Source organism: Streptomyces sp. AC512_CC834, from assembly GCF_019049325.1.
Lineage (GTDB): Bacteria > Actinomycetota > Actinomycetes > Streptomycetales > Streptomycetaceae > Streptomyces.
Window position 1 is genome coordinate 115,998 of record NZ_JAGMUO010000101.1, and the last position, 24,487, is coordinate 140,484.

Annotated in this window: 29 protein-coding genes; 21 read left to right on the top strand and 8 right to left on the bottom strand. The window is 70.6% G+C overall.

All coding sequences use genetic code 11. The features are described 5' to 3' along the window. Positions 1–23 precede the first annotated feature (23 nt). Positions 24–2,606: an aminopeptidase N gene (pepN, locus tag KUM40_RS32790; RefSeq protein WP_217169928.1), complete on the bottom strand. Its 2,583-nt coding sequence runs from the start codon at positions 2,604–2,606 to the stop codon at positions 24–26. Between the two features lie 184 nt (positions 2,607–2,790). Between pepN and KUM40_RS32795 the strand changes: the two genes are divergently transcribed. After that, the gene (locus KUM40_RS32795) at positions 2,791–3,429 is read left to right on the top strand and encodes a DsbA family protein (RefSeq protein WP_217170066.1); all 639 of its coding nucleotides are present in this window, start codon (positions 2,791–2,793) and stop codon (positions 3,427–3,429) included. 160 nt (positions 3,430–3,589) lie between these two features. Here KUM40_RS32795 and KUM40_RS32800 read toward each other — a convergent pair whose 3' ends face one another. Both KUM40_RS32800 and KUM40_RS32805 read right to left on the bottom strand, forming a co-directional pair. Continuing rightward, a complete protein-coding gene (locus KUM40_RS32800; protein WP_217169929.1) occupies positions 3,590–4,231 on the bottom strand; it encodes a superoxide dismutase in 642 nt (213 codons plus the stop codon). Between the two features lie 177 nt (positions 4,232–4,408). Next, positions 4,409–5,797, bottom strand: coding sequence for an amino acid permease (locus KUM40_RS32805; RefSeq protein ID WP_217169930.1), 1,389 nt, complete (start codon positions 5,795–5,797; stop codon positions 4,409–4,411). A 351-nt stretch (positions 5,798–6,148) separates the two neighbouring features. Here KUM40_RS32805 and KUM40_RS32810 point away from each other — a divergent pair, with 351 nt between their 5' ends. The 3 genes from KUM40_RS32810 to KUM40_RS32820 all read left to right on the top strand — a co-directional run bounded on the left by KUM40_RS32810 (position 6,149) and on the right by KUM40_RS32820 (position 8,827). Continuing rightward, positions 6,149–6,733, top strand: a complete 585-nt coding sequence (locus tag KUM40_RS32810; protein WP_217169931.1) for a biotin transporter BioY — start codon at positions 6,149–6,151, stop codon at positions 6,731–6,733. A gap of 159 nt (positions 6,734–6,892) precedes the next feature. Further along, positions 6,893–7,378 (top strand): ribose-5-phosphate isomerase, encoded by a 486-nt coding sequence (locus KUM40_RS32815; protein WP_217169932.1) that lies wholly within the window; start codon positions 6,893–6,895, stop codon positions 7,376–7,378. Between the two features lie 630 nt (positions 7,379–8,008). Beyond that, positions 8,009–8,827 carry an Fpg/Nei family DNA glycosylase gene (locus tag KUM40_RS32820; RefSeq protein WP_217169933.1) on the top strand — a complete coding sequence of 273 codons (819 nt, stop codon included), beginning with the start codon at positions 8,009–8,011 and terminating at the stop codon, positions 8,825–8,827. Between the two features lie 40 nt (positions 8,828–8,867). On the opposite strand, the gene KUM40_RS32825 is transcribed toward KUM40_RS32820, so the two are convergent. Then, positions 8,868–10,118, bottom strand: coding sequence for a GNAT family N-acetyltransferase (locus KUM40_RS32825; RefSeq protein ID WP_254396007.1), 1,251 nt, complete (start codon positions 10,116–10,118; stop codon positions 8,868–8,870). A gap of 174 nt (positions 10,119–10,292) precedes the next feature. Here KUM40_RS32825 and KUM40_RS32830 point away from each other — a divergent pair, with 174 nt between their 5' ends. Together KUM40_RS32830 and KUM40_RS32835 are read left to right on the top strand one after the other, a co-directional pair. Then, on the top strand, positions 10,293–11,516 hold the full coding sequence (locus KUM40_RS32830; RefSeq protein WP_217169935.1) for a PP2C family protein-serine/threonine phosphatase: 1,224 nt from the start codon (positions 10,293–10,295) through the stop codon (positions 11,514–11,516). A 36-nt stretch (positions 11,517–11,552) separates the two neighbouring features. Further along, positions 11,553–12,035, top strand: coding sequence for an HD domain-containing protein (locus tag KUM40_RS32835; RefSeq protein WP_217169936.1), 483 nt, complete (start codon positions 11,553–11,555; stop codon positions 12,033–12,035). Between the two features lie 8 nt (positions 12,036–12,043). Here the strand turns inward: KUM40_RS32835 and KUM40_RS32840 are convergent, their stop codons facing one another. Further along, complete coding sequence (locus tag KUM40_RS32840) at positions 12,044–13,285, bottom strand: acyltransferase family protein (protein WP_217169937.1); 1,242 nt, start codon at positions 13,283–13,285, stop codon at positions 12,044–12,046. Positions 13,286–13,976: 691 nt separating this feature from the next. Between KUM40_RS32840 and KUM40_RS32845 the strand changes: the two genes are divergently transcribed. Continuing rightward, the gene (locus tag KUM40_RS32845; RefSeq protein ID WP_217169938.1) at positions 13,977–14,171 is read left to right on the top strand and encodes a hypothetical protein; all 195 of its coding nucleotides are present in this window, start codon (positions 13,977–13,979) and stop codon (positions 14,169–14,171) included. A gap of 343 nt (positions 14,172–14,514) precedes the next feature. Here KUM40_RS32845 and KUM40_RS32850 read toward each other — a convergent pair whose 3' ends face one another. Continuing rightward, the gene (locus KUM40_RS32850) at positions 14,515–15,129 is read right to left on the bottom strand and encodes a hypothetical protein (protein WP_217169939.1); all 615 of its coding nucleotides are present in this window, start codon (positions 15,127–15,129) and stop codon (positions 14,515–14,517) included. 572 nt (positions 15,130–15,701) lie between these two features. Between KUM40_RS32850 and KUM40_RS32855 the strand changes: the two genes are divergently transcribed. Beyond that, positions 15,702–16,262 carry an HD domain-containing protein gene (locus KUM40_RS32855; RefSeq protein WP_217169940.1) on the top strand — a complete coding sequence of 187 codons (561 nt, stop codon included), beginning with the start codon at positions 15,702–15,704 and terminating at the stop codon, positions 16,260–16,262. On the opposite strand, the gene KUM40_RS32860 is transcribed toward KUM40_RS32855, so the two are convergent. Both KUM40_RS32860 and KUM40_RS32865 read right to left on the bottom strand, forming a co-directional pair. Beyond that, positions 16,250–16,720 carry an NUDIX hydrolase gene (locus KUM40_RS32860; RefSeq protein WP_217169941.1) on the bottom strand — a complete coding sequence of 157 codons (471 nt, stop codon included), beginning with the start codon at positions 16,718–16,720 and terminating at the stop codon, positions 16,250–16,252. The two genes, KUM40_RS32855 and KUM40_RS32860, sit on opposite strands and share 13 nt — an antisense overlap. Before the next feature lie 46 nt (positions 16,721–16,766). After that, the gene (locus KUM40_RS32865) at positions 16,767–17,498 is read right to left on the bottom strand and encodes an XRE family transcriptional regulator (RefSeq protein WP_217169942.1); all 732 of its coding nucleotides are present in this window, start codon (positions 17,496–17,498) and stop codon (positions 16,767–16,769) included. 156 nt (positions 17,499–17,654) lie between these two features. Between KUM40_RS32865 and KUM40_RS32870 the strand changes: the two genes are divergently transcribed. From KUM40_RS32870 to KUM40_RS32930, 13 genes are all read left to right on the top strand, one after another. After that, entirely contained in the window at positions 17,655–18,011 is a 357-nt protein-coding gene (locus KUM40_RS32870; protein WP_217169943.1) for a hypothetical protein, read from the top strand. Between the two features lie 3 nt (positions 18,012–18,014). After that, positions 18,015–19,370, top strand: a complete 1,356-nt coding sequence (locus tag KUM40_RS32875) for an FtsK/SpoIIIE domain-containing protein (protein WP_217169944.1) — start codon at positions 18,015–18,017, stop codon at positions 19,368–19,370. A gap of 20 nt (positions 19,371–19,390) precedes the next feature. After that, complete coding sequence (locus tag KUM40_RS32880) at positions 19,391–19,588, top strand: hypothetical protein (protein ID WP_217169945.1); 198 nt, start codon at positions 19,391–19,393, stop codon at positions 19,586–19,588. An 18-nt stretch (positions 19,589–19,606) separates the two neighbouring features. Beyond that, positions 19,607–20,287 (top strand): DUF2637 domain-containing protein, encoded by a 681-nt coding sequence (locus tag KUM40_RS32885; protein WP_217169946.1) that lies wholly within the window; start codon positions 19,607–19,609, stop codon positions 20,285–20,287. Positions 20,288–20,307: 20 nt separating this feature from the next. Next, positions 20,308–20,502 (top strand): hypothetical protein, encoded by a 195-nt coding sequence (locus KUM40_RS32890; protein WP_217169947.1) that lies wholly within the window; start codon positions 20,308–20,310, stop codon positions 20,500–20,502. Between the two features lies 1 nt (position 20,503). Further along, positions 20,504–20,695, top strand: a complete 192-nt coding sequence (locus tag KUM40_RS32895; RefSeq protein WP_217169948.1) for a mobile element transfer protein — start codon at positions 20,504–20,506, stop codon at positions 20,693–20,695. Positions 20,696–20,704: 9 nt separating this feature from the next. Continuing rightward, positions 20,705–20,860 (top strand): hypothetical protein, encoded by a 156-nt coding sequence (locus KUM40_RS32900; RefSeq protein ID WP_037824408.1) that lies wholly within the window; start codon positions 20,705–20,707, stop codon positions 20,858–20,860. Between the two features lie 21 nt (positions 20,861–20,881). Beyond that, positions 20,882–21,211, top strand: a complete 330-nt coding sequence (locus tag KUM40_RS32905; protein ID WP_217169949.1) for a SpdD-like protein — start codon at positions 20,882–20,884, stop codon at positions 21,209–21,211. 91 nt (positions 21,212–21,302) lie between these two features. Then, entirely contained in the window at positions 21,303–21,482 is a 180-nt protein-coding gene (locus KUM40_RS32910) for a hypothetical protein (RefSeq protein WP_217170067.1), read from the top strand. A gap of 8 nt (positions 21,483–21,490) precedes the next feature. Further along, positions 21,491–21,661 carry a hypothetical protein gene (locus KUM40_RS32915; RefSeq protein ID WP_217169950.1) on the top strand — a complete coding sequence of 57 codons (171 nt, stop codon included), beginning with the start codon at positions 21,491–21,493 and terminating at the stop codon, positions 21,659–21,661. Beyond that, complete coding sequence (repSA, locus tag KUM40_RS32920; protein WP_308401286.1) at positions 21,658–23,052, top strand: replication initiator protein RepSA; 1,395 nt, start codon at positions 21,658–21,660, stop codon at positions 23,050–23,052. The genes KUM40_RS32915 and repSA overlap by 4 nt, the downstream gene beginning before the upstream one ends. Then, positions 23,045–23,257 (top strand): excisionase family DNA-binding protein, encoded by a 213-nt coding sequence (locus tag KUM40_RS32925; RefSeq protein ID WP_217169951.1) that lies wholly within the window; start codon positions 23,045–23,047, stop codon positions 23,255–23,257. Before repSA ends, KUM40_RS32925 begins: the two co-directional genes overlap by 8 nt. Beyond that, positions 23,257–24,426, top strand: coding sequence for a site-specific integrase (locus tag KUM40_RS32930; RefSeq protein WP_217169952.1), 1,170 nt, complete (start codon positions 23,257–23,259; stop codon positions 24,424–24,426). The genes KUM40_RS32925 and KUM40_RS32930 overlap by 1 nt, the downstream gene beginning before the upstream one ends. Positions 24,427–24,487 lie beyond the last annotated feature (61 nt).

Genomic DNA, 24,487 nt, shown 5'->3' on the forward strand with positions numbered 1-24,487 from the left:
AGATCGGATGGGCCTGCAAGGTGTCAGCGGCCTCCCGCCGTCGCGTCGCACGCCTGTGCCCGCAGTGCCCGCGCCAGGTCGTCCCGCGCCTCGAGGACCAGCCGGCGCAGCGCGGGCGCGGCGTCCTCGTGCGCGGACAGCCACGCGTCCGTCGCGTCCAGCGTGTCCCGGGAGTCCCGCAGCGACGGGAACAGGCCCCGGACCACGTCCATCCCGATCTGGATGGACCGCTCGGCCCACACCCGCTCGATCGCCGCGAAGTACTTCTCGGTGTACGGCGCGAGCAGTTGCCGCTGCGAGGCCTGCGCGAAGCCCGCGATGGTCGCCTCCACCAGCGCGTTGGACAGCGCGTCGGACTCCACGACCTGCGCCCAGGCCTGCGCCTTCACCGCCGTCGAGGGACGGGCGGCCAGACAGCGCACCTGGTGCCGCTTGCCGGAGGCCGTGTCGTCGCGGGCCAGCTCGGCGGCCAGCACGCCCTCGTCGACGGCGCCGTGGGCCGCGAGCGGGGCCAGGAACGCCCAGCGCAGCTCCTGGTCCACGTCAAGCCCGTCGATCTTCTCGGTGCCCTCCAGCAGGCCCCGCAGCAGAGCCAGTTCCCCCTCGTCGGACGCCACCGACGCGAAGAACCGTGCCCACGCGAGCTGCTGCTCACCGCCCGGCGCCGCGTCCCGAAGCGCACGCAGCGCGCCCTCGCCGAGCAGCCGGCCGCCGGTCTCCCGCCAGTCGGGTGCCGCGTAGTGCGTCAGCGCCGAGTTCGTCCAGGCGTGCAGCATCTGCAGGACGCCGATGTCCGACTCGCGTCCCGCGAACCGCAGTACCAGCCCGGCGAAGTCCCGCGTCGGCAGCAGCGCGTCCCGCGTCATGTTCCACAGCGCCGACCAGCACAGCGCACGGGCCAGCGGGTCGGTCAGCGCGCCCAGGTGCTCGCGCAGCGTCGCCAGCGAGGTCTCGTCGAAGCGCGTCTTGCAGTACGTCAGGTCGTCGTCGTTGACCAGGACCAGCTCGGGCGCCTCGGCACCGGCCAGCTCCGTCACCACCGTGCGCGGCCCCTCGACGTCCACCTCGGCGCGCGCGTACCGCTCCAGCGCGCCCTCGGCCGTACGCCGGTACAGACCCACCGCGACGCGGTGCGGGCGCAGTTCGGGGTGCGACTCGGTGGCCTCCTGCACGACCGCCAGCTCGTCGACCGTGCCCGCCGCGCTCAGCAGCACCTGCGGGGTCAGCGAGTTGACGCCCGCCGTCTGGAGCCAGGAGCGCGCCCAGGCCGCCATGTCCCGTCCGCTGGTCTCCTCAAGGACCGACAGCAGATCACCCAGCCGGGTGTTGCCGTACGCGTGCCGCTTGAAGTAGCGCCGGGCGCCCTCCAGGAACGCGTCCTGCCCGGCGTACGCCACCAGTTGCTTCAGCACCGAGGCACCCTTGGCGTAGGTGATGCCGTCGAAGTTGAGCTTGGCGTCCTCCAGGTCACGGATGTCGGCCGTGATCGGGTGGGTGGAGGGGAGCTGGTCGGCGCGGTAGGCCCAGGCCTTGCGGCGGTTGGCGAAGGTGATCCAGGCGTCCTTGAAGCGGGTCGCGCCGACGTTCGCGAACGCGCCCATGAAGTCGGCGAAGGACTCCTTCAGCCACAGGTCGTCCCACCACTCCATGGTGACCAGGTCGCCGAACCACATGTGCGCCATCTCGTGCAGGATCGTGTTGGCACGGCCCTCGTACGACGCCCGCGTCACCTTCCCGCGGAAGATGTACTCCTCCCGGAAGGTCACCATCCCCGGGTTCTCCATCGCGCCGAGGTTGTACTCCGGCACGAACGCCTGGTCGTACTTCCCGAAGGGGTACGGGTAGTCGAAGCGGTCGTGGAAGAAGTCCAGGCCCTGCTTGGTGATCAGGAAGACGTCGTCGGCGTCGAAGTGCGGCGCCAGACCCTTCCGGCACAGCGCGCCCAGCGGGATCTCCAGCCGCGTGCCGTCCTCCAGTACACGCTCGTAGGAGTCCGTGACGTAGTGGTAGGGACCGGCGACGACACACGTGATGTACGTCGAGATCGGCTTCGTCTCCGCGAACCGCCACACCCCGTCGACGCGCTCACCGGCGCCGTTGCTCCACACCGTCCACTCCTCCGGCGCCCGCACCTCGAAACGGAAGGGCGCCTTGAGGTCCGGCTGCTCGAAGTTGGCGAAGACCCGGCGCGAGTCGGCCGGCTCGTACTGGGTGTACAGGTACACCTCGCCGTCCTCGGGGTCGACGAAGCGGTGCAGGCCCTCGCCGGTGCGGGAGTAGGCGCACTGGGCGTCGACCACCAGCTCGTTGTCGGCGGCCAGGTCCTCCAGGACGATCCGGGAGCCGTCGAAGACCTCGCTCGGGTCGAGATCGCGGCCGTTGAGACAGACGGCGGTGACACTCGGCGCGATCAGGTCGGCGAAGCTGCTCGCGCCCGGCTCGTTGCAGCGGAAACGGAGCGTGGTGACGGAGCGGAAGGTGCGGGGACCCTCGCCCCGCACGTCACCGGTGGCCGAGCGCACGTCGAGGGACACCTCGTACCCGTCGACGGACAGCAGGGCGGCCCGCTCCCGGGCCTCGTCGCGGGACAGATTCTCACCGGGCACGGGCGGCACTCCCTCGGGTGTGTTCAGTATGCGGACAGCTCCGATCCTGCCATGCGGTCCTGACACGCGGCAGCCGGGAACGGGGACGGGAACGGGTGGGACGACCGGGAATGGGCGGGGCGACCGCTCGGTTGGCCCGAGAAAGACTTGCCTGCGCCGCCTCTTGAGGAGAGACATGTCGGAGATGTCGGAGAAGACCCCCGTCGACTTCTGGTTCGACCCGCTGTGCCCCTGGGCCTGGATGACCTCCCGCTGGGTCCTGGAGGTGGAGAAGGTCCGGGACATCGAGGTTCGCTGGCATGTGATGAGCCTCGCGGTCCTCAACGAGGACAAGCTCGACGACCTGCCCGCCGAGTACCGCGAGATGCTCGAGGTCAAGGCGTGGGGCCCGGTCCGTGTCGTCATCGCGGCCCAGGAGGAGCACGGCCAGGAGGTGCTCGGCGACCTCTACACGGCGCTCGGCACCCGCATCCACAACCAGGAGGAGGGCCCGGGCAGGGACACGGTCGCCGCCGCTCTGAAGGACGCCGGCCTGCCCGAATCCCTCATGGACCACTGGGACACCACCCCGTACGAGCCGCAACTGCGCGCCTCCCACAAGGAGGGCATCGACAAGGTCGGCCAGGAGGTCGGCACCCCGGTCATCGCCGTGCCCGGCGCCGACGGCGGCCAGCTCGCCTTCTTCGGCCCGGTCGTCACCCCCGCCCCCAAGGGCGAGGACGCGGCCAGGCTCTGGGACGGCACCCTCGCGGTGGCCTCCGTGCCGGGCTTCTACGAGATCAAGCGCACCCGCACCAAGGGCCCGGACTTCAGCAACCTGTAGACAGCCCGTTCAAGGCAGGCCGTTGGACAGCCCGCACGCACAGGAAGCCCCCGCGAGTCACGTCCTCACGGGGGCTTCCCTCATTCCGCCTGCCGGTGAAGGTTGAGAAGACGATCACGAGGCAGGACGATCACGAGGCAGAACGATCAGGGGCGGGCTCTCACGGAGCCAGCAGCAGCGTGTTCGTGCGGGACTTGGCCGCCTCGTAGCGCTTCGCCACGTCCTGCCAGTTGACGACCGCCCACATGGCGTCGATGAAGTCGACCTTCTGGTTCCTGTACTGCAGGTAGAAGGCGTGCTCCCAGGCGTCGAAGACCAGGATCGGGGTGGCGCCCTGGCCGACGTTGCCCTGGTGGTCGTAGACCTGCTCGACGATCAGCCGGCCGCTCAGCGGTTCGTACGCCAGCACCCCCCAGCCCGAGCCCTGGGTGGTCGCGGCGGCCTTGGTGAGCTGCGCCTTGAAGCCGGCGTAGGAGCCGAAGGACTCGGCGATCGCGTCGGCGAGGTCACCGACGCCGTCGGCGGCCAGGGGCTCGCCGCCACCGTCGCCGGTCATGTTGTGCCAGTAGATCGAGTGCAGGATGTGGCCGGAGAGATGGAAGGCCAGATTCTTCTCCAGGCCGTTGATCGAGCCCCACGTCTCCTTGTCCCGCGCCTCGGCGAGCTGCTCCAGCGTGTCGTTGGCGCCCTTGACGTACGCGGCGTGGTGCTTGTCGTGGTGCAGCTCGATGATCTCGGGGCTGATCACGGGGGCCAGCGCGGAGTAGTCGTACGGCAGTTCAGGAAGCGTGTAGACGGACATGGCGGATCCCCTCCGACCTCTTATTGCAAAAGGCTTGCAAGTGCACGCTAGCAGCAAGAGGTCCCGAAGGCGCGGAGGGGCGTGCCGACGCACCCGAAAGGCCCTGCACCAGAAAGGCCCCCGCACGCGGACGCGTGCGGGGGCCTGGAAGGGAAGAAGAGGTACCGGGGGTGCCGGCTAACCGCGCCGCCGCTGCCGGGCGTAGCCGACGGCCGCCAGGACCAGCGTCATGCCGCCCGTCGAGTAGAGCTGCACCCGCGTGTCCGGCTCGCGGGCCATCAGCACGAACACCGCGGCCATGCCCGCCAGTGCCACCCAGGTCAGCCACGGGAAGCCCCACATGCGCACGGCCAGTTTTCCGGGCGCCTCCCGCTCCAGGCGGCGGCGCAGCCGGAGCTGGGCGACGGCGATGAAGATCCAGACGATCAGGATGACCGCGCCGATCATGTTCAGCAGCCAGGAGAAGACGTCGTCCGGCCGCCAGTAGCTGAGCAGCACGCAGCCGAAGCCGAAGAGGGAGGAGACCAGCACCGCGATCCGCGGCACCCCGCCCGACACCCGGCCCAGCGTCCTCGGGCCCTGGCCGCGCTCGACCAGCGAGTAGCCGATGCGCGAGGCGCCGTAGATGTTGGCGTTCATCGCACTGAGCAGCGCGACCAGCACCACGATGTTCATGAGCTGACCGGCGCCCGGGATGCCCAGCTCGTCGAGGGCGGCGACGTACGGGCCCTTCTCGACGACCTCCGGGGAGTCCCAGGGGACCAGGGTCACGATGACCGCCATCGAGCCGATGTAGAACAGCGCGATGCGCCACATCGCCGTGCGCACGGCGCTCGCCACGCCCTTGACCGGGTTCTCCGACTCGGCCGCCGCGATGGTCACCGTCTCCAGGCCGCCGTAGGCGAACACCGAGGCGAGCAGGCCGATGATCAGGCCGTCGCCGCCGTTCGGCAGGAAGTCGCTCAGGTGGGAGGTGCCGGGGGCGTCGGTGCCCGGCAGGACCCCGGCGATCGCCAGCACGCCAAGGACCAGGAACAGCGAGATCGCGCCGACCTTGAGGGCGGCGAACCAGAACTCGAACTCGCCGAAGTTCTTCACGGCCGCCAGGTTCGTCCCGCAGAACACCACCATGAACAGCGCCACCCACGCCCACTCGGGCGTGCCCGGCAGCCAGCCGTGCACGATCTGCGCGGCGCCGATGCCCTCCAGGCCGACGGCCGTGCACAGCAGCACCCAGAACGCCCAGCCCGCGGTGAAACCGGCCCAGGGGCCGATCGCCCGCTCGGCGTGCGCGGAGAAGGAGCCCGAGGAGGGATACGCGGCGGACATCTCGCCCAGCATCCGCATCACCAGCATCACGAGGAGACCGGAGAGGGTGTAGGCGACGACGATCGAGGGCCCTGCGGCGGCGATGCCGGCCCCGGAGCCGACGAACAGTCCGGCGCCGATCACCCCGCCGAGGGCGATCATCGACAGGTGGCGCTGCTTGAGGCCGTGGGAGAGGGCGGCGTCCGCCGGCTGCTGCGGAGCCTTGCCGGTGGTGCTGTTGGTGGTGCTGTTGGACATGGAGCGGCTCGTCCGATGTGTGTGGGGGGATCTGGGCGGGCTGGGCGGGCTGGGCGGAGCAAAAACGCCCACAGTCTCCGGGGTCGCGCCGGTCGGTGACAGCGACTGCCCACGATGCGGACGTCACGAATCCGGAACGTGATCGTCCGAATACGTCATTCGCTTGCATCGTGACGCCCGCCTCACCACCCCGGTGACCGGTGTCACGCGCGATCACGTGTATTCCGTGCCCTTTGTCGGGAGCCCACCAAGCTTGCGAGCGGCCCTTTGTCGAGCGCTGCTGGTGATCGGGCCCGGCCGCTGGGATAGCGTCGCGGTGTCCCGACATGTCCACACCACCGCGGAGTCCCCATGAGCACCGCTGCCGTTTCCGCCCGCCGCTCCGGGCAGGTCCTCGCCGACCTCATCCCCTCCTCCCGAGTCCGGGACGTCGCGCTGGTGGCCGGCGGTGCCGTGCTCACCGGCGTCGCGGCCCAGATCGCGGTGCCCGTGCCCGGCTCCCCGGTGCCGGTGACCGGCCAGACCTTCGCCGCGCTGCTCGTCGGCACCTCGCTCGGCGCCCGCCGCGGCCTCCTCTCGCTCGCCCTCTACGCCATGGTCGGCATGGCCGGCGTGCCCTGGTTCGCGGAGGGCGGCTCCGGCACCGCCGCCCCGTCCCTCGGCTACGTCTTCGGCATGCTGCTCGCCGCCACGGCGGTGGGCGCCCTGGCCCGCCGCGGCGCCGACCGCTCGATGCTGCGCATGGCCGGCGCGATGCTGCTGGGCGAGGCGATCATCTACGCCGTCGGCGTGCCGTACCTGGCGCTCGCCGCCGACATGTCCCTCACCGCCGCGATCGCGGCCGGCCTCACCCCGTTCCTGATCGGCGACGCGCTGAAGGCCGCGCTGGCGATGGGCGTGCTGCCCACGGCGTGGAAGCTGGTCGACAAGCGGTAGCACGCGCCGCCGCAGGCCCACGACAAGAGGCTCGCCGGATCGCAGCAGCGACCCGGCGAGCCTCTTGCACGTGCACCCGCCGGACGCGACCACGAGGACGAGTCTCGAGCGCCGCCACCCGGCGCTGCCGCGCCCCGGTCCCCGTGTCACACTCGACCCATGCGCGTGTATCTCGGCTCCGACCATGCGGGCTACGAATTCAAGAACCACCTCGTCGACTGGCTCGAGGCGGCGGGACACGAGCCCGTCGACTGCGGCCCGCACATCTACGACGCCCAGGACGACTACCCGCCCTTCTGCCTCCGCGCCGCCGTGCGGACGGCCGCGGACCCCGACGCCCTCGGCATCGTGATCGGCGGCTCCGGCAACGGCGAGCAGATCGCGGCGAACAAGGTGAAGGGCGTGCGCGCGGCGCTGGCCTGGAGCGAGGAGACGGCGGCGCTCGGCCGCCAGCACAACAACGCCAACGTCGTCGCGGTCGGCGCCCGCATGCACACGCAGGACGAGGCGACGAAGTTCGTCGAGACCTTCCTCGCCACCCCGTTCTCCGGCGACGAACGCCACATCCGCCGCATCGACATGCTCACGTCCTACGAGACAACAGGCGACCTCCCACCCGTCCCGTCCCACCACCCCCAGCAGTAACCTCCCGCCGGCAGACGCCGCCGCCCTCCGCCACGTAACCGCCGGGGACGGCGCAGCCCCACAGAGCCGACGCAGCAAGCCCCGCCGGGCGGGGAAGCAGGCCGCGGGGCGGGACGCGAGCCGTGCCGGACGGGGAAGCAGACCGCGGGGCGGTGCGCGAGTTTCGCCGGGTGGCCGGCGCGAGCCGTGCCGGGCGGGGAAGCCGACCCGCGATGCGGGACGCAAGCCGCGCCGGGCGGGGAAGCAGGCGGCGGGGCGGAACGCAGCTTCGCCGGACGGGTAAGTCGACCCGCGATGCGGGAGCAAGCCGCGCCGGGCGGGAAAGCAGGCCGCGGGGCGGCGCGCGAGCTTCGCCGGTGGCCGGCGGAAGCTCCGCCGGGTGGGGGCGCAAGCTTCGCCGGGTGGTCGGCGCAAGCTCCGCGGGGCGGGGACGCAAGGTTGGTCGGGGGGCCGACGTATGGGGCCGTCGGGTGGGGAGGCAGGCCCGCAGGGGCAGGGGAAGCAGGCCCGGAGGGGTGCAGGGGACGGAGTCCCCGCCGGGGTCCGGGGCGGAGCCCCGGGGCAAGTCGAGCCTCTCGACCAACCGAGTCGGGTGGGCGGGTGGGCAAAAGACGAGGAAAGGACACCCCCGTGCCAGAGGGGCACACGATCCACCGGCTGGCCCAGGACTACACCGCCGCCTTCGCCCGGACGGCAGTCCACGTCACCAGCCCCCAGGGCAAGTTCGCCGACTCCGCCGCCCTCCTCGACCACACCGCCCTGGACACCGCCGACGCCCACGGCAAACACCTCTTCCTCGGCTTCGGCGCAGCCGAGAACCCCGGATGGGTCCACATCCACCTCGGCCTCTTCGGCAAGGTCACCTTCGGACCGACCCCCGCACCCCCGCCCACGGACACCGTCCGCCTCCGCCTCGCGAACGACACCGCGTACGTCGACCTCCGCGGCCCCACCACCTGCGCCCTGATCACGGACCCGGAGAAGCAGGCGATACACGACCGCCTCGGCCCCGACCCCCTGCGCCCGGACGCCGACCCCGGGGCCGCCCACCGCCGGATCTCCCGCAGCCGCAGCACCATCGCCGCCCTGCTCATGGACCAGAAGGTCATCGCCGGCGTCGGCAACGTCTACCGCGCCGAGGTCCTCTTCCGTCACGGCATCGACCCGTACCGCCCCGGCAGGGACATCACCCCCGCCGAGTGGCACGCGATCTGGCACGACCTCGTCGCCCTCATGCGCGAGGGCGTGCGGAACAACCGCATCGACGCCGTCCGCCCGGAACACACCCCCGAGGCCATGAACCGCCCGCCCCGCGTCGACGACCACGGCGGCGAGGTCTACGTCTACCGCCGGGCCAACCAGTCCTGCCACCTGTGCGGCGACCCGATCCGCACCGCGGACCTCGCCGCCCGCAACCTCTTCTGGTGCCCGACCTGCCAACAGCAATAGGCCCCGACACCCCGACACCCCGACAGCCCGACGGGCCCCGTCAGAACCCGTGCGGCAGCCACGGCGCGACGACCGACCCGAACCCCACCGACGCCTCCGCCAGCGCCCCCGGCCGCACCTGACGCACCCGCCCGGCCGCACCGAGCGAGACCAGGCTCACGCCGCCGAGATACGCCGCCCCCAACTCCCGTACGGACAACGCGAGATCCGCCGCGTCGGACGTACGCTCGCAGGTCGCCCCCTTCGCGTCGCCGCTCAGCCGCCAACGCCCCGCGTTCCAGGGGCAGAAGGCGTCCTCGACCTCGAACACCACGTCCACCGGCGCCTGGTACGCGCGCGCCGCGAGCGCCGCCCCCACGTCCACCAGCCGTACGTACAACGCGTCCCGCAGCGCCGGCCGGCACCGCCGGATGTCCGACACCTGGTACCGCCACGCCTCGTCCACCGGCCGCCCCCGCACCGCCAGCGTGGAGGTCAGGTCGACGCCGAACAGGAAGCGCCACAGCGCCGCGTCCGTCGCCGGGTCGAGCCCGGCCAGATCGTCGAGGACCACCGTGCCCCGGGGCCCCTCGTCCCCCCACGTCGGCCGCACCCGGAACCGCGCGTACCCGGTGACCTCGCCGCCCCGCCGGGCGATCACGCACCGCAGCGGCGAGGCGCCGTCCCGTCCGCTCTCCGGGTCCAGCAGCGCCATCCGCTCCCAGCCAGGACGCCGGGCCAGCATCCCGGGCCGCCCGGGCACCAGTCGCGCGTACACCGCCTCGCACGCGTCCAGTACGTCGGCGGGCGCCGCGTACCGCAGCCGTACGTCATCCGTGCCCTCCGGCACCGACAGCCGGACCCGGTCCGTGTCGATCTCCGCGTTGACCTGGAAGGTCGCGGCGCCGTACCCGAACCGGCCGTAGATCGCCGGCTCGGAGGCGGTCAGTACGGCCAGCGGCTCGCCCCAGGACCGTACGTCGTCCAACTGCCGCCGCATCATCGACGTCAGTACACCCAGGCGCCGGTGCGTGGCGGCGACACTCACCATCGTCACGCCCGCCGCGGGCACCGCCGTACCGCCCGGCACGGTCAGCTCGAAACCGAACGCGCCCGCCGTCCCGACACACTCGCCGCCGTCCCAGACACCCAGGGACCGGTCGACCTGCGTCAGCTCCCTGTACAGCTCCAGCGTCTCGGCCGGTTCCGGGACACCGCCGAAGGCGCCGAGCAGCGTCCCGTACCACCCGTCCCACTCGTCGCGCCGCAGCACCCGCGGCCCGGTCGTCGTACCGCCGCCGTCATCACCCATGGAGCCTTGCATGAACCATGCGTACCAGGACCGCCCGAGATGGACGAGGGAATTTCCGCAGGGTTGCGGCGCGAAGGCCGTTCGTGAAGTTCACTGTGAAGTCGGGCCTCGGACGGGGGACAAGTGGGACCTCCCGTGCCAAGCGGCCGGTCCGATGGATAGGGTCCCGAACTAATGGCATCAGGACGACAGCGGCGCGCGGAAGCCGACACGTTCACGGCCCGGTGGAAGAAGCAGTGGCACCGGGCCCGCGTCGGCGTGCGCCGATCCGCCGTCGACTACTTCCGCGGCGACGGCTCGGACTGGATCGCGCTCGCCGGACTCCTGCTGACGATCCCCGTCATCGCGGCCACCACGATGGCGAACTCCGTGTGGTGCTCACCCTCCGCGCTGGTCATCCCGATCGTCGCGGGCGGCCTGCTGCTGCGCCCGGCGAGCCTGCTCGGCCTGTACGCGGCGGCGGCCACCGCGCTGATCGTGGAGTCCGTGCAACTGGGCCCGTACACCGAGGGCCCCTCCCGGGTCACCCCCGGTGTGGTCCTGGTCGTCGCGGCCTGCGGATTCTTCGGCCTCCTCGTCGCCCAGTTCCGCAGCCGGGTCGGCGTGCCCTGGCGGCGCGGCGGCACCATGCTCTTCGACCTGCGCGAACGCATCCGCGTGCAGAGCAAGCTGCCCCAGTTGCCGCGCGGCTGGCACCGGGAGATGTCGCTGCGCCCGGCCGGCGGCCAGTCCTTCTCCGGCGACTTCGTCGTCGCGGCCCGCACGAACGGCGGCCGGACGCTGGAAGTGGTCCTCACCGACGTCTCCGGCAAGGGCATGGACGCGGCCTCGCGCGCCCTGCTGCTGTCGGGCGCCTTCGGCGGACTGCTGGGCAGCCTGCCCCCGCACTCCTTCCTGCCCGCCGCCAACGGCTATCTGCTCCGCCAGGACTGGGACGAGGGCTTCGCCACCTCCATCCACCTCGTCCTGGACCTCGACTCCGGCGACTACGAGCTGTACTCCGCCGGACACCCGCCCGGCCTCCAGCTCAGCGCGGGCACCGGCCGCTGGGAGGAGAAGTCGGCCGAGGGACCGCTGCTCGGCGTGTACGACGGTGCGCAGTTCGACCCGGTGAAGGGCTCACTGCGTCCCGGGGACGTGCTGATGGTGTTCACGGACGGACTGGTGGAGACCTCCGAGCGGGACATCGCCGAGGGCATCGACCGCCTCACCGGCGAGGCCGACCGCTATGTCGCCGGCGGTTTCCACGGTGCCGCCTGGCACCTGATCGAGGCGGTGGCCAAGGACGTCAACGACGACCGGGCGCTGCTGCTGATCTGCCGTGAGGGTCCGACGGCCCACTCCGCCTCGACGGCGCATTCCGCCTCGGCGGCACATTCCGCGTCAACAACGCGCTGACGCGCTGACGCGCTGACGCACTGACACACTGGGCGCATGTCCCAGGACCCCACGTCCCACCTCGCGCCACCGGCCGCCCCGCCGCTGTCCCTGGCCGAGGTCGAGGCCGCCGCCCGCGCCGCCCACGCCGGACAGACCGACAAGGCGGGCCGGCCGTACGCCGGACACCTGCGGGCCGTTGCCGAGGGCGTGCGGCGGCGCGGCGGGGACGACGAGCAGATCGCGGCGGCCTGGCTGCACGACGCCGTCGAGGACGACGCGCTGTCCGAACGGTGGCTGGAGGAGGCCGCGCTGAGCCGCCGTACCAAGGACATCGTCCTCGCCCTCACCAAGCGGGCGGGGGAGCCGCCCGAGACGTACGCCGCGCGGATCCTCGCCACCCCCGGTGCGGCGCTGGTCAAGGCGGCGGACCTGGCGCACAACGCCGACCCGGCGCGGCTCGCCGTCCTCGACGAGGCCACCCGCACACGACTGACCGAGAAGTACACGCGGATGCGCGCACTTCTCGGTCCGGGGTGATCTGATCGCTAGACGGAGGCCTTCTCGCCGCTGCCGTTCGGTGCGGCGGGCGAGGTGGGCCCGTCGGGCGTCTCGCGCGCCTCAGTGCTCTCCCGCGCCTCAGTGCTCTCGTGCGCCTCTGCCCTCTCCCGCTTCTCGCGGCCCCGGGCGGCCTCGCCGGGATCGCGTCTGAAGGCCCACTCCATCTTCGGCTCCACGACGTGGCGCAGGACCCGCTGGACGGGCCTGGTGCACAGCAGGGTGATGACGGTGGCGCCGAGGAGGGTGAGTCCGATCTCGCCGAGCGGCCGGTCCAGCACGGGATGGTGGAACCAGCCGGTGAAGGTGCCCTCCTTCACCAGGAAGCCGTGCAGCAGGTAGCCGTAGATCGTGCCGGCGCCGAGCGCCGTGAACCACATGCGCCGGCCGGGCACCCAGGCGAAGAAGCACGCCGACAGCACCACCGAGCAGCCGAAGAGCGCGAGCGTCACCACGGGTCCGGACCACCACGGGGCGCCCGTGCTCTGCACGGCGGCGTTGCGGTAGAACCAGCCGGTCTCCATGCGCGGCACCGACCACCAGGCGATCACCAGCGCCGCCGCGACCACCGGCACGGACAGGATCCGCACCGCGCGGCGCCGCACCAGTTGGAAGTGCTCGGGGCGCAGCACCAGGCCCAGCACGAAGCACGGCAGGAACTGCAGCACCCGCTGCATGTTCAGGTCGTTGCCGACGCTGGGCGTCACGGAGGCGAGCGCGGCGATGCCCAGGGCGATCGGGAGCGGCCAACGGACCGTTTGCCAGATGGGGGTGGTCAGCCGCCAGACGAACAGCGCGCACAGGAACCACAGAAGATAGGTGGGGTCCAGCAGGCTGAAGTCGCTCTGCGGGTCCTCGCTGACGCGGCGGTGCAGCGTGTAGGCGACCTCGAAGACGAGGTAGGGGACGGCGACGCCGGTGATCAGCCGTTTGACGCGCTTGGGGCTCAGATCGAAACTGCGCGAGAAGTAGCCGGAGATGATGATGAACGCCGGCATGTGGAACGTGTACAGGACCCGGTAGAGGGCCTCCATGGTCGGGTTCCCGTCCAGGATCTGTCCCCAGGAGTGACCGACACCGACCAGCACGATCGCCAGGTACTTGGCGTTGTCGAAGAACGCGTCGCGCTGCCGACTCGGCCGACTCGGCTGGGTCTGCCGGGTCCGCTGTGTCTGCTGGTCCGGCGGGGACGGCGATTTCCGGTCGCCGTGCGGTCGCAGCGAGCTCGTCATGCAACCCCCCGCCGAAAACTCGGCGAGTGGTCACAGGACCTCGCTGCTCTGGTGGGGGACGAGGCAGCGTAGAACATCTGAGGCACCTTAGCGTTGCCCGCGTGATTCCGTAAAACCCTCGATGTCATTCCTGTATTCGGCTCCCTACCGCGCCGCGAGTACCCCCGTGCATTTCGGGTAGCCGCCTCCGCGGGCGGCCGACGGCCCCCACGCCTCCCGGGCGCCGTCGAACGCCGAAGGGTCGCTCGGAGCACCCCACTTGTCATGACTCGTCGTGACTAAACAGTGCATAAGACCGGCGGGCGACTCCGCTGGAATGTCCGGTTCGATGTGCTTGCGGGGCCCGCCGGGTGATCCTGTGATCTCCCTGTGATGGGCCTGTCGAGGTATCCGCGGATGTGGCCGCCGCGACAATTCGAAATAGCTGCGAACGCGTTGTGTGGACATGGAAACGAAGTGGCCGGAATTCCCCGCACGAGCGACCTGTCGAATTTCTGTACGGGGTGCGAAGGTTGGGTACGCCCGCGTGCGCGGGGGAGCGTGACGTCCGGGGATCCGGCGGAGATCCGGCCGGACGATGTGTCACCCGCCGCATAGTGGGGCCCGGTTGGTGGCACGATGGTTCTGGCGGGGGTGTGCGGCGTCGCATCTCCGGGCCGGGAGAGCGGAACGACCGAGGGTGTGATCAGTTGTGGCCATTTCACTGTCAGTGGTGCTGCTGTTGGCAATCATCCTGGTGGTGCTGCTGCGGGGAGGGTCCATCAAGGCCGGGCCGGCGGTCGTCGCGGTCCTCTTCGGCTTCTTCCTGGCCTCGACCGGCATGGCCGACGACATCCAGCGGTTCCTGGACTCGATAGCGGAGACGCTCAACTCCATCCAGTTCTAGCGCCTGCCGTTCTGGCGCCTGCCCGCGGCCGCACAAAGGCCTCCGGCCCGATCCCCTGGGGGACCGGGCCGGAGGCCTCTCGGAGCGGGCGACGGGAATCGAACCCGCGTAGCCAGTTTGGAAGATCGCGTACGCGGATCGCGGCTGAGCTGGCAAGGAGCTGACCTGCACGTTCCCCTAGTGCTTGCCGAGCCTCCCCGTTGTTCCCCGTCGGCCACTGCTCGATCGGGCACACAGAGGGCACGTGCGGGCTTTCTCGGGCCGCTCACGGCTTGCAGGGTGCGCCCCGGGCTAGTCTGCCCGGTTCGCGCCTAAGCGGCTGTGTGGGCGTCTCCTCGCCCCATCAGGTTCCGGGGTTCGGGGGTTCAGGTGCAGGACGTGGCATCAGATCGGCCCCCTCGGCCCACACGCGGGTGCACGAAGGCATCCCAGGAAGTGCGCCGACAGTTGCACCAAACTTTCGCCCGTCCTCATGGCTGAACTCAAGATCGTAACGCTGGGCCTCGCTGTCAACTTCGGACCGGATGACAGTGAGCTTTTCGGTGGCTACGTCGTAGTGCTGATGGACGCGGGACCGAGCGAGGTTGGCTGCCTGCTCCAAGGTCGGCATGGACCGCCACGTGTCGCCTTGTGACCGACTCTTCAACTTCCCGTAAGCCACTCTGATGGCTGCCGCGATCGCTGTTGCGCCGATACCACCTGCGGTCCCTGTTGAGACCTGCATGATGATCTCTGAGTAGGACCCAGACGCGCCCCAGCTGTGCTTCCCGGTGCGTGCCGACACCGTGCTGTGACTCGGGTACTCGTTGCCTTCGGCCCAGGGAATCGCATCAAGTTCGTCGATGACTTGCTCTGTGAACATGTCAAGGTGATCAAGTTGCAGATCCCAGATCTCTTCCGGGTAGTGGCCAAGGTCGTCCCCTAGGGCCACTGAGATGCGGGACTCCTGAGCTCTCATGCTTCCTCCGTGCAGCTGGGTGAAGCTGATCGTGGCAGGTGGCCGAGGGGGAGCGCAGGTAAAACGGGCCCAAGCGGTCGGCGGAGCGGCTTTGGGCTGGAGCTGCTTTGGGGCGAGTGATCTTGGCCCCGTAAGCTGATGGCGAGTCGGGCAGTCTGTGGACCTGCCCGTTAAAGCACGACGTTGGGGCCAAGATCTTAGAGGCTCGCCCCAAAGTGGCTGCCTAAAGCCGTGGAGCCGACCGCCCCAGCCACGACGGGGTTCTGACCTCGGCAGCGCCCTCTCACTCCAGCCCCGGCCTGGTCTTCGCCCCCTTGCGGGCGCGGGCGGGCGTCGACGCGCGGCCCCGGTGACGAAGGCAAGGAGGGGCAGCGCGGCGGCGACCGACCGGCGCCGCCGCGCTGTGCGCGGCACCTTCGATCTCCGATCGGACTGCTTGCAGCTCCAGGAGGCCGGGTGCGAGAGCGAGCGCAGCGAGCCTTGATGAAGTAGGGAAACTCTTACCGCGCCACGCCCTGAGCTGCTGGTCTCGGGGTGTCGGCTACGCGCCCGTCTCGGCTACCGTGCGGACTATGCCCTCTGGATTGGACACGCCTCAAGGCGCGGCTGAACTGGCCGAATCGCTCTTGCCTCCGCTCGGGAACCGTTGGCTGCACACTCAGGCGGTGGCCGCTCGTGCGAGCGAAGCGTCCGGGGCTGTGTCCGAAGAAGATCGTGACCTGCTCGTCGCCGCTGCTTGGCTCCATGACATCGGGTACGCCCCGGAACTGCGGCAGACAGGGTTCCACCCGCTCGATGGTGCACGCCACTTGGAAAGCCTCGGGGCGCCCTCCCGGCTCGTTCGCCTCGTCGCCCACCACTCCGGGGCCGTGTACGAGGCTGAACAGCGCGGGCTGTCTGCTGAGCTGGATGTGTACGAGCGGGAGGACTCTCCCGTACTCGACGCGCTGATCTACGCGGACATGACGACTGGACCGGCCGGACAGTCCTTCGGCTTCGATCACCGCATTGACGAGATTCTGGTGCGGTACGAGCCGGGCAGTGAGGTGCACAACGCGATCAGCAAGGCGCGTCCGTACCTTGGGGCTGCCGTCGAGCGGACGCGCTCTCGCCTCGCTGATCAGCCGACGTAGGGATCGGGGCGATCGCTCAACCCGCGGTGGATCCGCATCCGCATCGAGGGGTGGATGTTCAGGTCGTCCAGTCGGCTGGGGTGGACGAATGCCACCTCCTTGCTCTCGCTGCTCGTGCGCAGCTCGCCGCCCACGATGCGGGCCCGGAAGCAGATCGAGAACTGTTGGCGTACCTCGCCGTCGTCGTACGCCATGACGTGCGCTGGGTTGGTGTAGATGCCGACCAGTCCTGTCACCTCGACGTCGAAACCGGTCTCTTCTCTGGTCTCGCGCACGGCGGCGTCGGGGGCTGACTCGCCGACGTCGACCCCACCGCCGGGCAGGGCCCACAAGTTGTTGTCCGTCTTGTGGATCAGCAGGACTTCCCCGGCATCGTTCAGCGCCACGGCGGTGACGGATGGAACGATGCTGTTCGCCTTCGGGGCGTTCGGATCGTTGAAGTAGTCGACTCGGGCCATGCCTCAAGCCTTGCACGCTCTGCCGGTGGTGATGTGCTCCGGCTGCCTACTCGGGCTGACCGTGCTCCCATGCGTAGTCGAAGCTCCGCATGTAGTGCCGGAACGTGCGTGCCCCCGGGATGTAGCGGAAGTGCAGCACGGGGTTCTGCCCCGCGGGCGCGCCGAGTACGTGTGGGTTCACCAATACGTCGTCGTCGAATCGGTAGATCGAGTTGTAGAGGATCGTGTCGTGCAACCGGACTTCGACGCCCGGCGTCGTCATGGCCGGTTCCAGGTACCGCCGGGTGATCCGGGCGCGTGCGGCCAGATCGCCACCAATGCCCTCCTCGTCGCCGCGTTGCCGGACCATCTCCGAGTCGGGGTCTCCGAGCAGGACGCGAACTTGCCCTCCGGCCTTGGCCTTCTCTGCCAACTGGTCCGGAAGATCCGGGTGGCTGTCGAAGAGGAACAGACCCGCGTACACGAGGATGTCTACGTGGTCGCTCGCCTTCTCGATCAGGGATGACCACAGTGTTGCCGGCACTGCCCCACGGTGCGGGTAGTACGTGATGAGCTCGGAAGTACTCGCCGACTCGGCTTGCTTCTGCACGGCGGGCCAGATGTAGACCTCATCGACGCCGAGGAAGCTCGCGGCCTTCCAGCGGTGTCCCCGGTGCGGCGTGCGGTCCGTCGTGATCCACCGTTCCACGCTCTTGGGGTCCACCCCGACGTGCTGTGCCACGGACTGAATCGTCTCGCCCTTCGCTGAAATCGCCGCGCGCAGACGCTCGTTCGCCATGACGTGTCCTTCCATGGACGCCGTAGGGACGTTTTGACGATAGCTCAGACGTCCCCAAACGTCCATACGGACCGTGATGCGTCCACTACCTTTCGCGGTCTCCTGATCTCACCGCCGGATGGCGGCTCAACTCCCGCTAGATCAGGAGAACAGACGATGCGTCAGATTCCCGTCGACACCTCCACTGCCACCGTGATGGTGGCCCAGTCCCCGCAGCCGAAGGTGAAGGACCGCCGTACCGGCGAGCGGGCGATGGACGCTGAGACCGGCGCCGCGCTGTCGACCGTGGACGTGATGTTCGCGGCCAACGGTGAGGTGGAGATCCTGTCCGTGACCGTCCCCGAGTCGAGCATCTCCGGTGACCTGATGATGGGCACCCCGGTCGCGCTGACCGGTTTGATCGCCCGGCCGTGGGAGAACGAGTTCAACGGCCAGAAGCGCCACGGCATCGCCTTCCGCGCGGTCGCCGTGACCTCCATCGCCGCGGGTGCCTCGTCCTCGAAGGCGGCCTGAGCCATGACGTGGCTGACCGTCGCCCTGGTGCTGGTCGTCGCTGCTGCGGGTCTCCTGCGGTGGCGGCGCCCCGCCTGGTACTGGATGACCTTCGGGGTCACCCTCGCCGCGCTGCGGGTCCTGGTCCGCTACGGGTCGGTCATGGACGCCTGCGGGCTCACGGTCCCGGCCCCGCGCTGGCGCCTGACCCTGGCCCGGATGACCAACCGGCCCGTGCCTGGCCCCCGTGCCCCGCGCATCCTGCGGCTGCGGGTGACCCGGACCGGTCTGGTCCTGCGGCTCAAGCTCCGGCCCGGTCAGGACGCCTTCGACGTGGCGGCCTCGTGTGACCGGCTGCGACACTCCTTCGCCCTGTACGGCGTCACCTCGCGTGAGGTGCGCTCGGGTGTGGTCGAGTTGCGGATGACCGGCTACGACGTGCTCAAGCGGGTGCAGATGCCCGTGCATGTCGACACCCGGCCGATGCGGGTCCCGGTCGCCTTGCGCGAGGACGGAGCCGTGCACTACCGCGACTACCGCACGGTCCCGCACGGGCTCACCCTCGGCGCCACGGAGTCCGGCAAGTCGGTCTATCAGCGCAACCTCGTCGCCGCGCTCGCGCCGCAACGGGTCGCCCTGGTCGGCATCGACTGCAAGCAAGGGGTGGAGCTGTTCCCGCTGGTCCGCCGGTTCTCCGCGCTCGCCGACAACCCCGACACCGCCGCCGAACTCCTCGAAGCCCTCGTGTCTCACATGCAGGACGTGTATCAGCTCATCCGGGCCGAGCAGCGGATCACCGCGGACGTGCCGGATGCCGAGATCGCCGCCGACATCTGGGACCTGCCCGAAGACCTGCGCCCGGTGCCGATCGTGGTCCTGGTCGACGAGGTCGCCGAACTCGCCCTCTTCGCGACCCGGGAGGACGAGAAGCGGCGGGACCGGATCATCACCGCGCTGGCCCGGCTGGCTCAGCTCGGCCGCGCTGCCGGCATCTATCTGGAGATCTGCGGGCAGCGCTTCGGCTCCGAACTCGGCAAGGGCATCACGATGCTTCGTGCCCAGCTCACCGGTCGGACCGCTCACCGCGTCAACGACGAATCGTCGGCGAACATGGCCTTCGGCGACATCGCCCCGGATGCCGTGCTGGCTGCGATTCAGATCCCCACCGACACCCCCGGCGTCGCCGTCACCGGTGACTCGTCCGGCGGCTGGGCTCGCATCCGTGCCCCGCACACCTCGCTGCGGCAGGCCGTGAACGTCTGCAACCGGCACGCCGACCTGACCCCGGACTTGCCCGCCCTTGCGCCGTTCCGGCCCGCCCTCGGCACCCTCGCCCCGGTACCGGCTCCGGCTGTTGAGTCGGCCCCGACCGCCGCCTGACCCCTCCGGGAGACCTCGTCATGGCTACCCCGAAGAAGCCCACCGCCCGCCGCAAGCCCCGGCCCGCCACGCCCGACCTGGCGACGTGCCCCGACTGCGACGGCACGGGCGAGCACACCGAAACCGTCCGCGTCGGCGCCCGCAAAGGCCGCGCCACCGACGACCACCAAACCGCCCTCTGCCTCACCTGCTGGGGCACCGGCCACGCCACCGACTGACCAGGAAAGGAGGACACCATGGCCCGCACCGCCCTTCGTGTCGATGCCGTCCTGGTCCAAGCCGTCATCGCCGGTGCCCTGTCCTTCGCCCACCTCCACGACCTCGCCGCCGCTGCCGGACAGGACGGCTGGAAAGCCTGGGCCTACCCGGTCTCCGTTGACCTGCTCCTGGTCGCCGCCTGGCGCCGCCTGCGCTCCGACGGACCGTCCCGGCTGGCCTGGTGCTGGTTCCTGATCGCCCTGGTCGCCTCGCTCGGCGCGAACGTGGCCACCGCCGGGTTCCTCGACCTGGAACACCCGCCCGCCCTGCTCCGCCTCGGCGTCGCCGGATGGCCCGCCCTCGCATTCCTCGGCGGCACCCTCCTCGCCCACTCACCCGCGGCCCGCACCTCGACCCCGGACACGCCCGCTGCTCCGGACCCGGCCCCCGTGCCCGAGGTGAAGCCCGAACCGGTCCCCGCCGTCGAGCCGGACCCGGCACCGGTCGACACGGCCGCCGCCCCCGCTCTCCCGCCCGCCTACCCGGCCCCGGCATCGCCGCCCGCGGTTGCGGTTCCGGCTGCGCTGGTCGACCACGCCCGCAAGGTTGCTGCCGACCACGAGCACCGCACCGGTGCCCGGATCGACACCGACACCCTGCGCGCACGTCTCGGCGTCCCGCCGCACATGGCCGACGCCATCGCCGCCCAACTCACCTGACCTGGGAGGGAGACACACCCGTGACCCGTGACCCGGCCGACCTGACCGTCGCCGACTACCTGGACGGTGCGCGCGAGATGACCGCCGCCAACCGGCCCTACCTCGCCCACCTGCTCGCCGAGGAAGCCGCCCACCGCACCACCGACCCGGCCACCGCCGCCGGTATCCGCGCCTCGTTCCCCGACCCGACCACGACCCGAACGGAGACCAACTGACATGCCCGCCCGCGACTTCTTCCACTCCGTGATGCGGATCGGACCGGTGCAGATCGGCACCCACCGCGACCGTTACGGCCAGACCAAGCACGCCGCCGTGTGCAGCTCGGACGGATGTGGCTGGTCCGCCGACTACACCAGCCAGTCCGCCGCACAGCTCGCCGCCCGCACCCACCGCTGCAAGGTCCGCTAGGAGGCCGTGATGGACGTCCCGCTCTGGTTCGCCCTGCTCTGCGTCGGAGTCCTCGGCGTCAAGCTCATCCGCCCGCCCTGGTGGCTCATCGGCGTGCTCCTGCTCGGCGGGTTCCTCCTCGCTGACAGCGTCCTCGCCCCGGTCATCGACACCGCCATCAAGTAGCCCACGGAAGGAGGAACGTTCATGTTCCGGCCCAAGCTCCCGACCATGCCCCAGCCCACCGGCATCGTCACCCCGCCCGCCGTCATCGAACCGACCACGATCACCCCCGGCACCCCGACCACGCCGACGGCCCCGGCCGCTCCGGCTCCGGTCCCGGCCTCGACCCGGCCCACGATCCAGCTCACCCCGGGGACCGCGCTCGCCCTCGTCGGGGGCGGCACCGCCGTCGTCCTGGTCGTCGGCGCGGTCCTGGTCTCCATGCTCCTGGCGGTCGCCATCACCGGCGCCTCGGTCGCCGTCTGCGCCGTCGTCCTGCGCTCCCTGCTCGCCTCCGACAACCGGCGCCGCTAACGGCCCCCGGGGCGGCTCTCTCGCCAAAGAACCGCCGCCCCGGGCGCCTTCCCACCTTCCAGACCTAACGGACCCGAAAGGCACCCTCATGATGCCCCAGCACGCCCCGACCGCGCGCATCTGCCGCGACTGCGACGGCTTCCCGACCGTCGCCATCACCACCGGCACCCGCCACCCCGACGGCACCCGCGCCACCCTCCGGATCACGTGCCCGACCTGCAAGGGAACCGGTCACGCCGTCCCCGCCGCCGTCGTACGCGCCGGGAGGTGACCGCCGCCATGGCTCTCCTGAACTGGCGTTCACCGGAGCACTACGACCACACCGGCGACCAGCCGTGCGTGATCTGCACCAAGCCCACCCCACTGCGCTCCGACCGCGGCAAGCCCGTGCACAAGGTCTGCGCGGAGGACTGGATCGACCGCCACACCGTCAAGGAGGACGACGCGTGACCAACGCCGTCGCCTCGGCGGGCCTGGACCCGATCACCCTCGGCGATCTGCTGCGGGTGGCCGGGTCCCCCGGCTTCGACCGCTGGCAAGACCAGATCCGCCGCACCGGCGGCTGCTCCGACCCGATCCACCTGACCGGCTGGACGATCCGCAAGGACAAGACCACCGGCGAGACCCTGCACCGCTACACGACTGCCGACGAGCCGGGAGGACGGCTGCGCGTCGCCTGCGGCAACCGCCGCGCCTCCCGCTGCCCGGCCTGCGCCTGGACCTACGCCGGGGATACGTACCACCTCATCCGCGCCGGACTCGCCGGTGACGACCGCCGTGACGTCCCCGCCACCGTCCGGGATCACCCGCGCGTCTTCGCCACCCTCACCGCCCCGTCCTTCGGCCCGGTCCACAACCGGCCCGACCGCGGCGCCTGCCGCTGCGGTGCCCGCCACGCCCCGGACTCGCCGGAGCTGGGCACCGCCCTCGACCCGGCCACATACGACTACGCGGGCGCGGTGCTGTTCAACAACTACGCCGGGCAGCTCTGGCAGCGCTTCTCCAACCGGCTGCGCCGTGAGATCGCCGCCCGTGCCGGCATCACCCAACGCGAGTTGAAGGAGTGCGCCCGGCTGTCATACGGCAAGGTCGCTGAGTTCCAGAAACGCGGTGCCGTGCACTTCCATGCCGTGATCCGCATCGACGGACCCGACGGGCCGGACGCTCCGCCGCCGTCCTGGGCCACGGTCGATCTCCTCGCCGACGCGATCCGCGCCGCCGCCGCGCACTCGTACACCTCGGTCTCGGCCCCGGCCGCTGCCGACCAACCGGCCCGTACCTTCCGGTGGGGCACCCAGCTCGACGTGCGCCCGGTGAAGGCGTTCGGGGACGGCTCCGACATCACCGAACAGGCCGTTGCCTCCTACGTCGCCAAGTACGCCACCAAAGCGGCCGAGAACACCGGCACTCTCGACCGCCGCGTGGGGGAGCTGTCCGAACTCGAACGCCACGGCGTCCCCGGCCACGCCCGACGCCTCATCGCCGCGTGCAAGGCGCTCGATCCGCTCTACCCCGACCGGCGCCTGTGGGCCTGGGCTCACATGCTCGGCTTCCGCGGCCACTTCTCAAGCAAGAGCCGCCGCTACTCGACCACCCTCGGCGCCCTCCGCCAGGCACGCGCCGACTACCGCGCCGCCCAGGAACACGCCGCCCTCGGCCTCGACGACCGCGAGCCGGACACCGTGCTCGTCCTCACCGACTGGCAGTACGCCGGACACGGCCACACCCCCGGGGAATCCGCGCTCGCCGCCACCATCGCCCGGGATCTCCAGCTCAACCGCGAAACCGCCCGCGAAGAACTCGCAGCCCTGCGCCAGGAAGGACAGCAAGCCCATGAATGAGCGATACCTCAACGTGGATCAGGTCGCCGAACTGCTCGGCACGACCGTGCGCTTCCCGCGCCGCCTGATCGAAGAGCGCCGTATCACGTACGTGAAGGTCGGTCGTCACGTGCGCATACCCGAGAGTGCTGTCCGGGAGTTCATCGCCTCGAACACGGTGCAGCCTCGTCGAAGTGGTGCCGTTCTGCGGGGGGTGGCTGCCTGATGGCAGGGAAGCGCCGACAGTTCGGGCGGGTCCGCAAGCTCCCGTCCGGCCGCTATCAGGCCCGGTACGTCGGCCCTGACGGCATGCTGCGCCCGGCCCCGGAAACCTTCCGGACGAAGAAGGACGCGGACGCCTGGCTCGCCGACAAGCAGACCGAGATGCGGCACGGCGACTGGCACGACCCCGACGCCGGAAAGCTGGCGTTCGGCCCGTACGCGGCTGCGTGGATCGAGGAACGGGAACTGACCACACGGACGCGGCAGCTCTACGACTCGTTGCTGCGGCACCACCTTGACCCCACGTTCGGTGTGGTCAACGTCGTCGACATCTCGCCCCCGCTCGTGCGTCGCTGGCGTGCGGACAAGCTCGCCGCCGGTACTGGCCCGACGACCGTCGCCAAGGCGTACGCCCTGCTCCGCGCGGTCCTGCATACGGCCGTTGCCGACCAGATGATTCGGCGCAACCCGTGCACGATCAAGGGTGCGAGCGTGGTGCACACCCCAGAGCGGCCGACCGCGACCGTGCAGGAGGTGTACGACCTCGCCGACGCCATCCAGCCGCGCTACCGGGCGCTCGTTCTCATGGCAGGCTTCCTCGGTCTTCGCTGGGGTGAACTGATCGGCCTGCACCGCCGGGATGTCGACTTGGATCACGGCGCCGTGCGCGTCCGCCGGTCCGTCGCCGAACTCAACAACGGACAGCGAGAGATCAAGGCGCCCAAGAGCGCGGCGGGCAAGCGTACGGTGTCCATCCCCGCCGCGATCGTCCCGGACATCCGCGAGCACCTGAAGCGGTACGCCGAGCCGGGCGCGGACGGCCGTGTGTTCATCGGTGCAAAGGGTGCGACTCCCCGCCGGAACCACTTCAACCGGCTGTGGCGCACCGCGTGCACACTTGCCGGCATCAAGGGCCTGCACTTCCACGACCTTCGGCACACCGGCAACACCCTCGCCGCCTCGACCGGCGCGAGCACGCGGGAGCTGATGTCACGCATGGGCCACAGCACCGCCCGTGCCGCGCTGATCTATCAGCACGCCAGCGCCGAGCGTGACCGGCTGATTGCCGACGCCGTGTCCGGGCTCGTCGACAAGGGCCGGAAGAAGAGCGGGAAGGGCAAGAAGAAGAAAGATCGAAAGCCCAAGGGGCACGCCGGGGACACGACCGACTGATCGGGACCCCGGAAAGCGATCAGGGCCAGGCGGAGGAATGATCCTCTGACCTGGCCCTGAG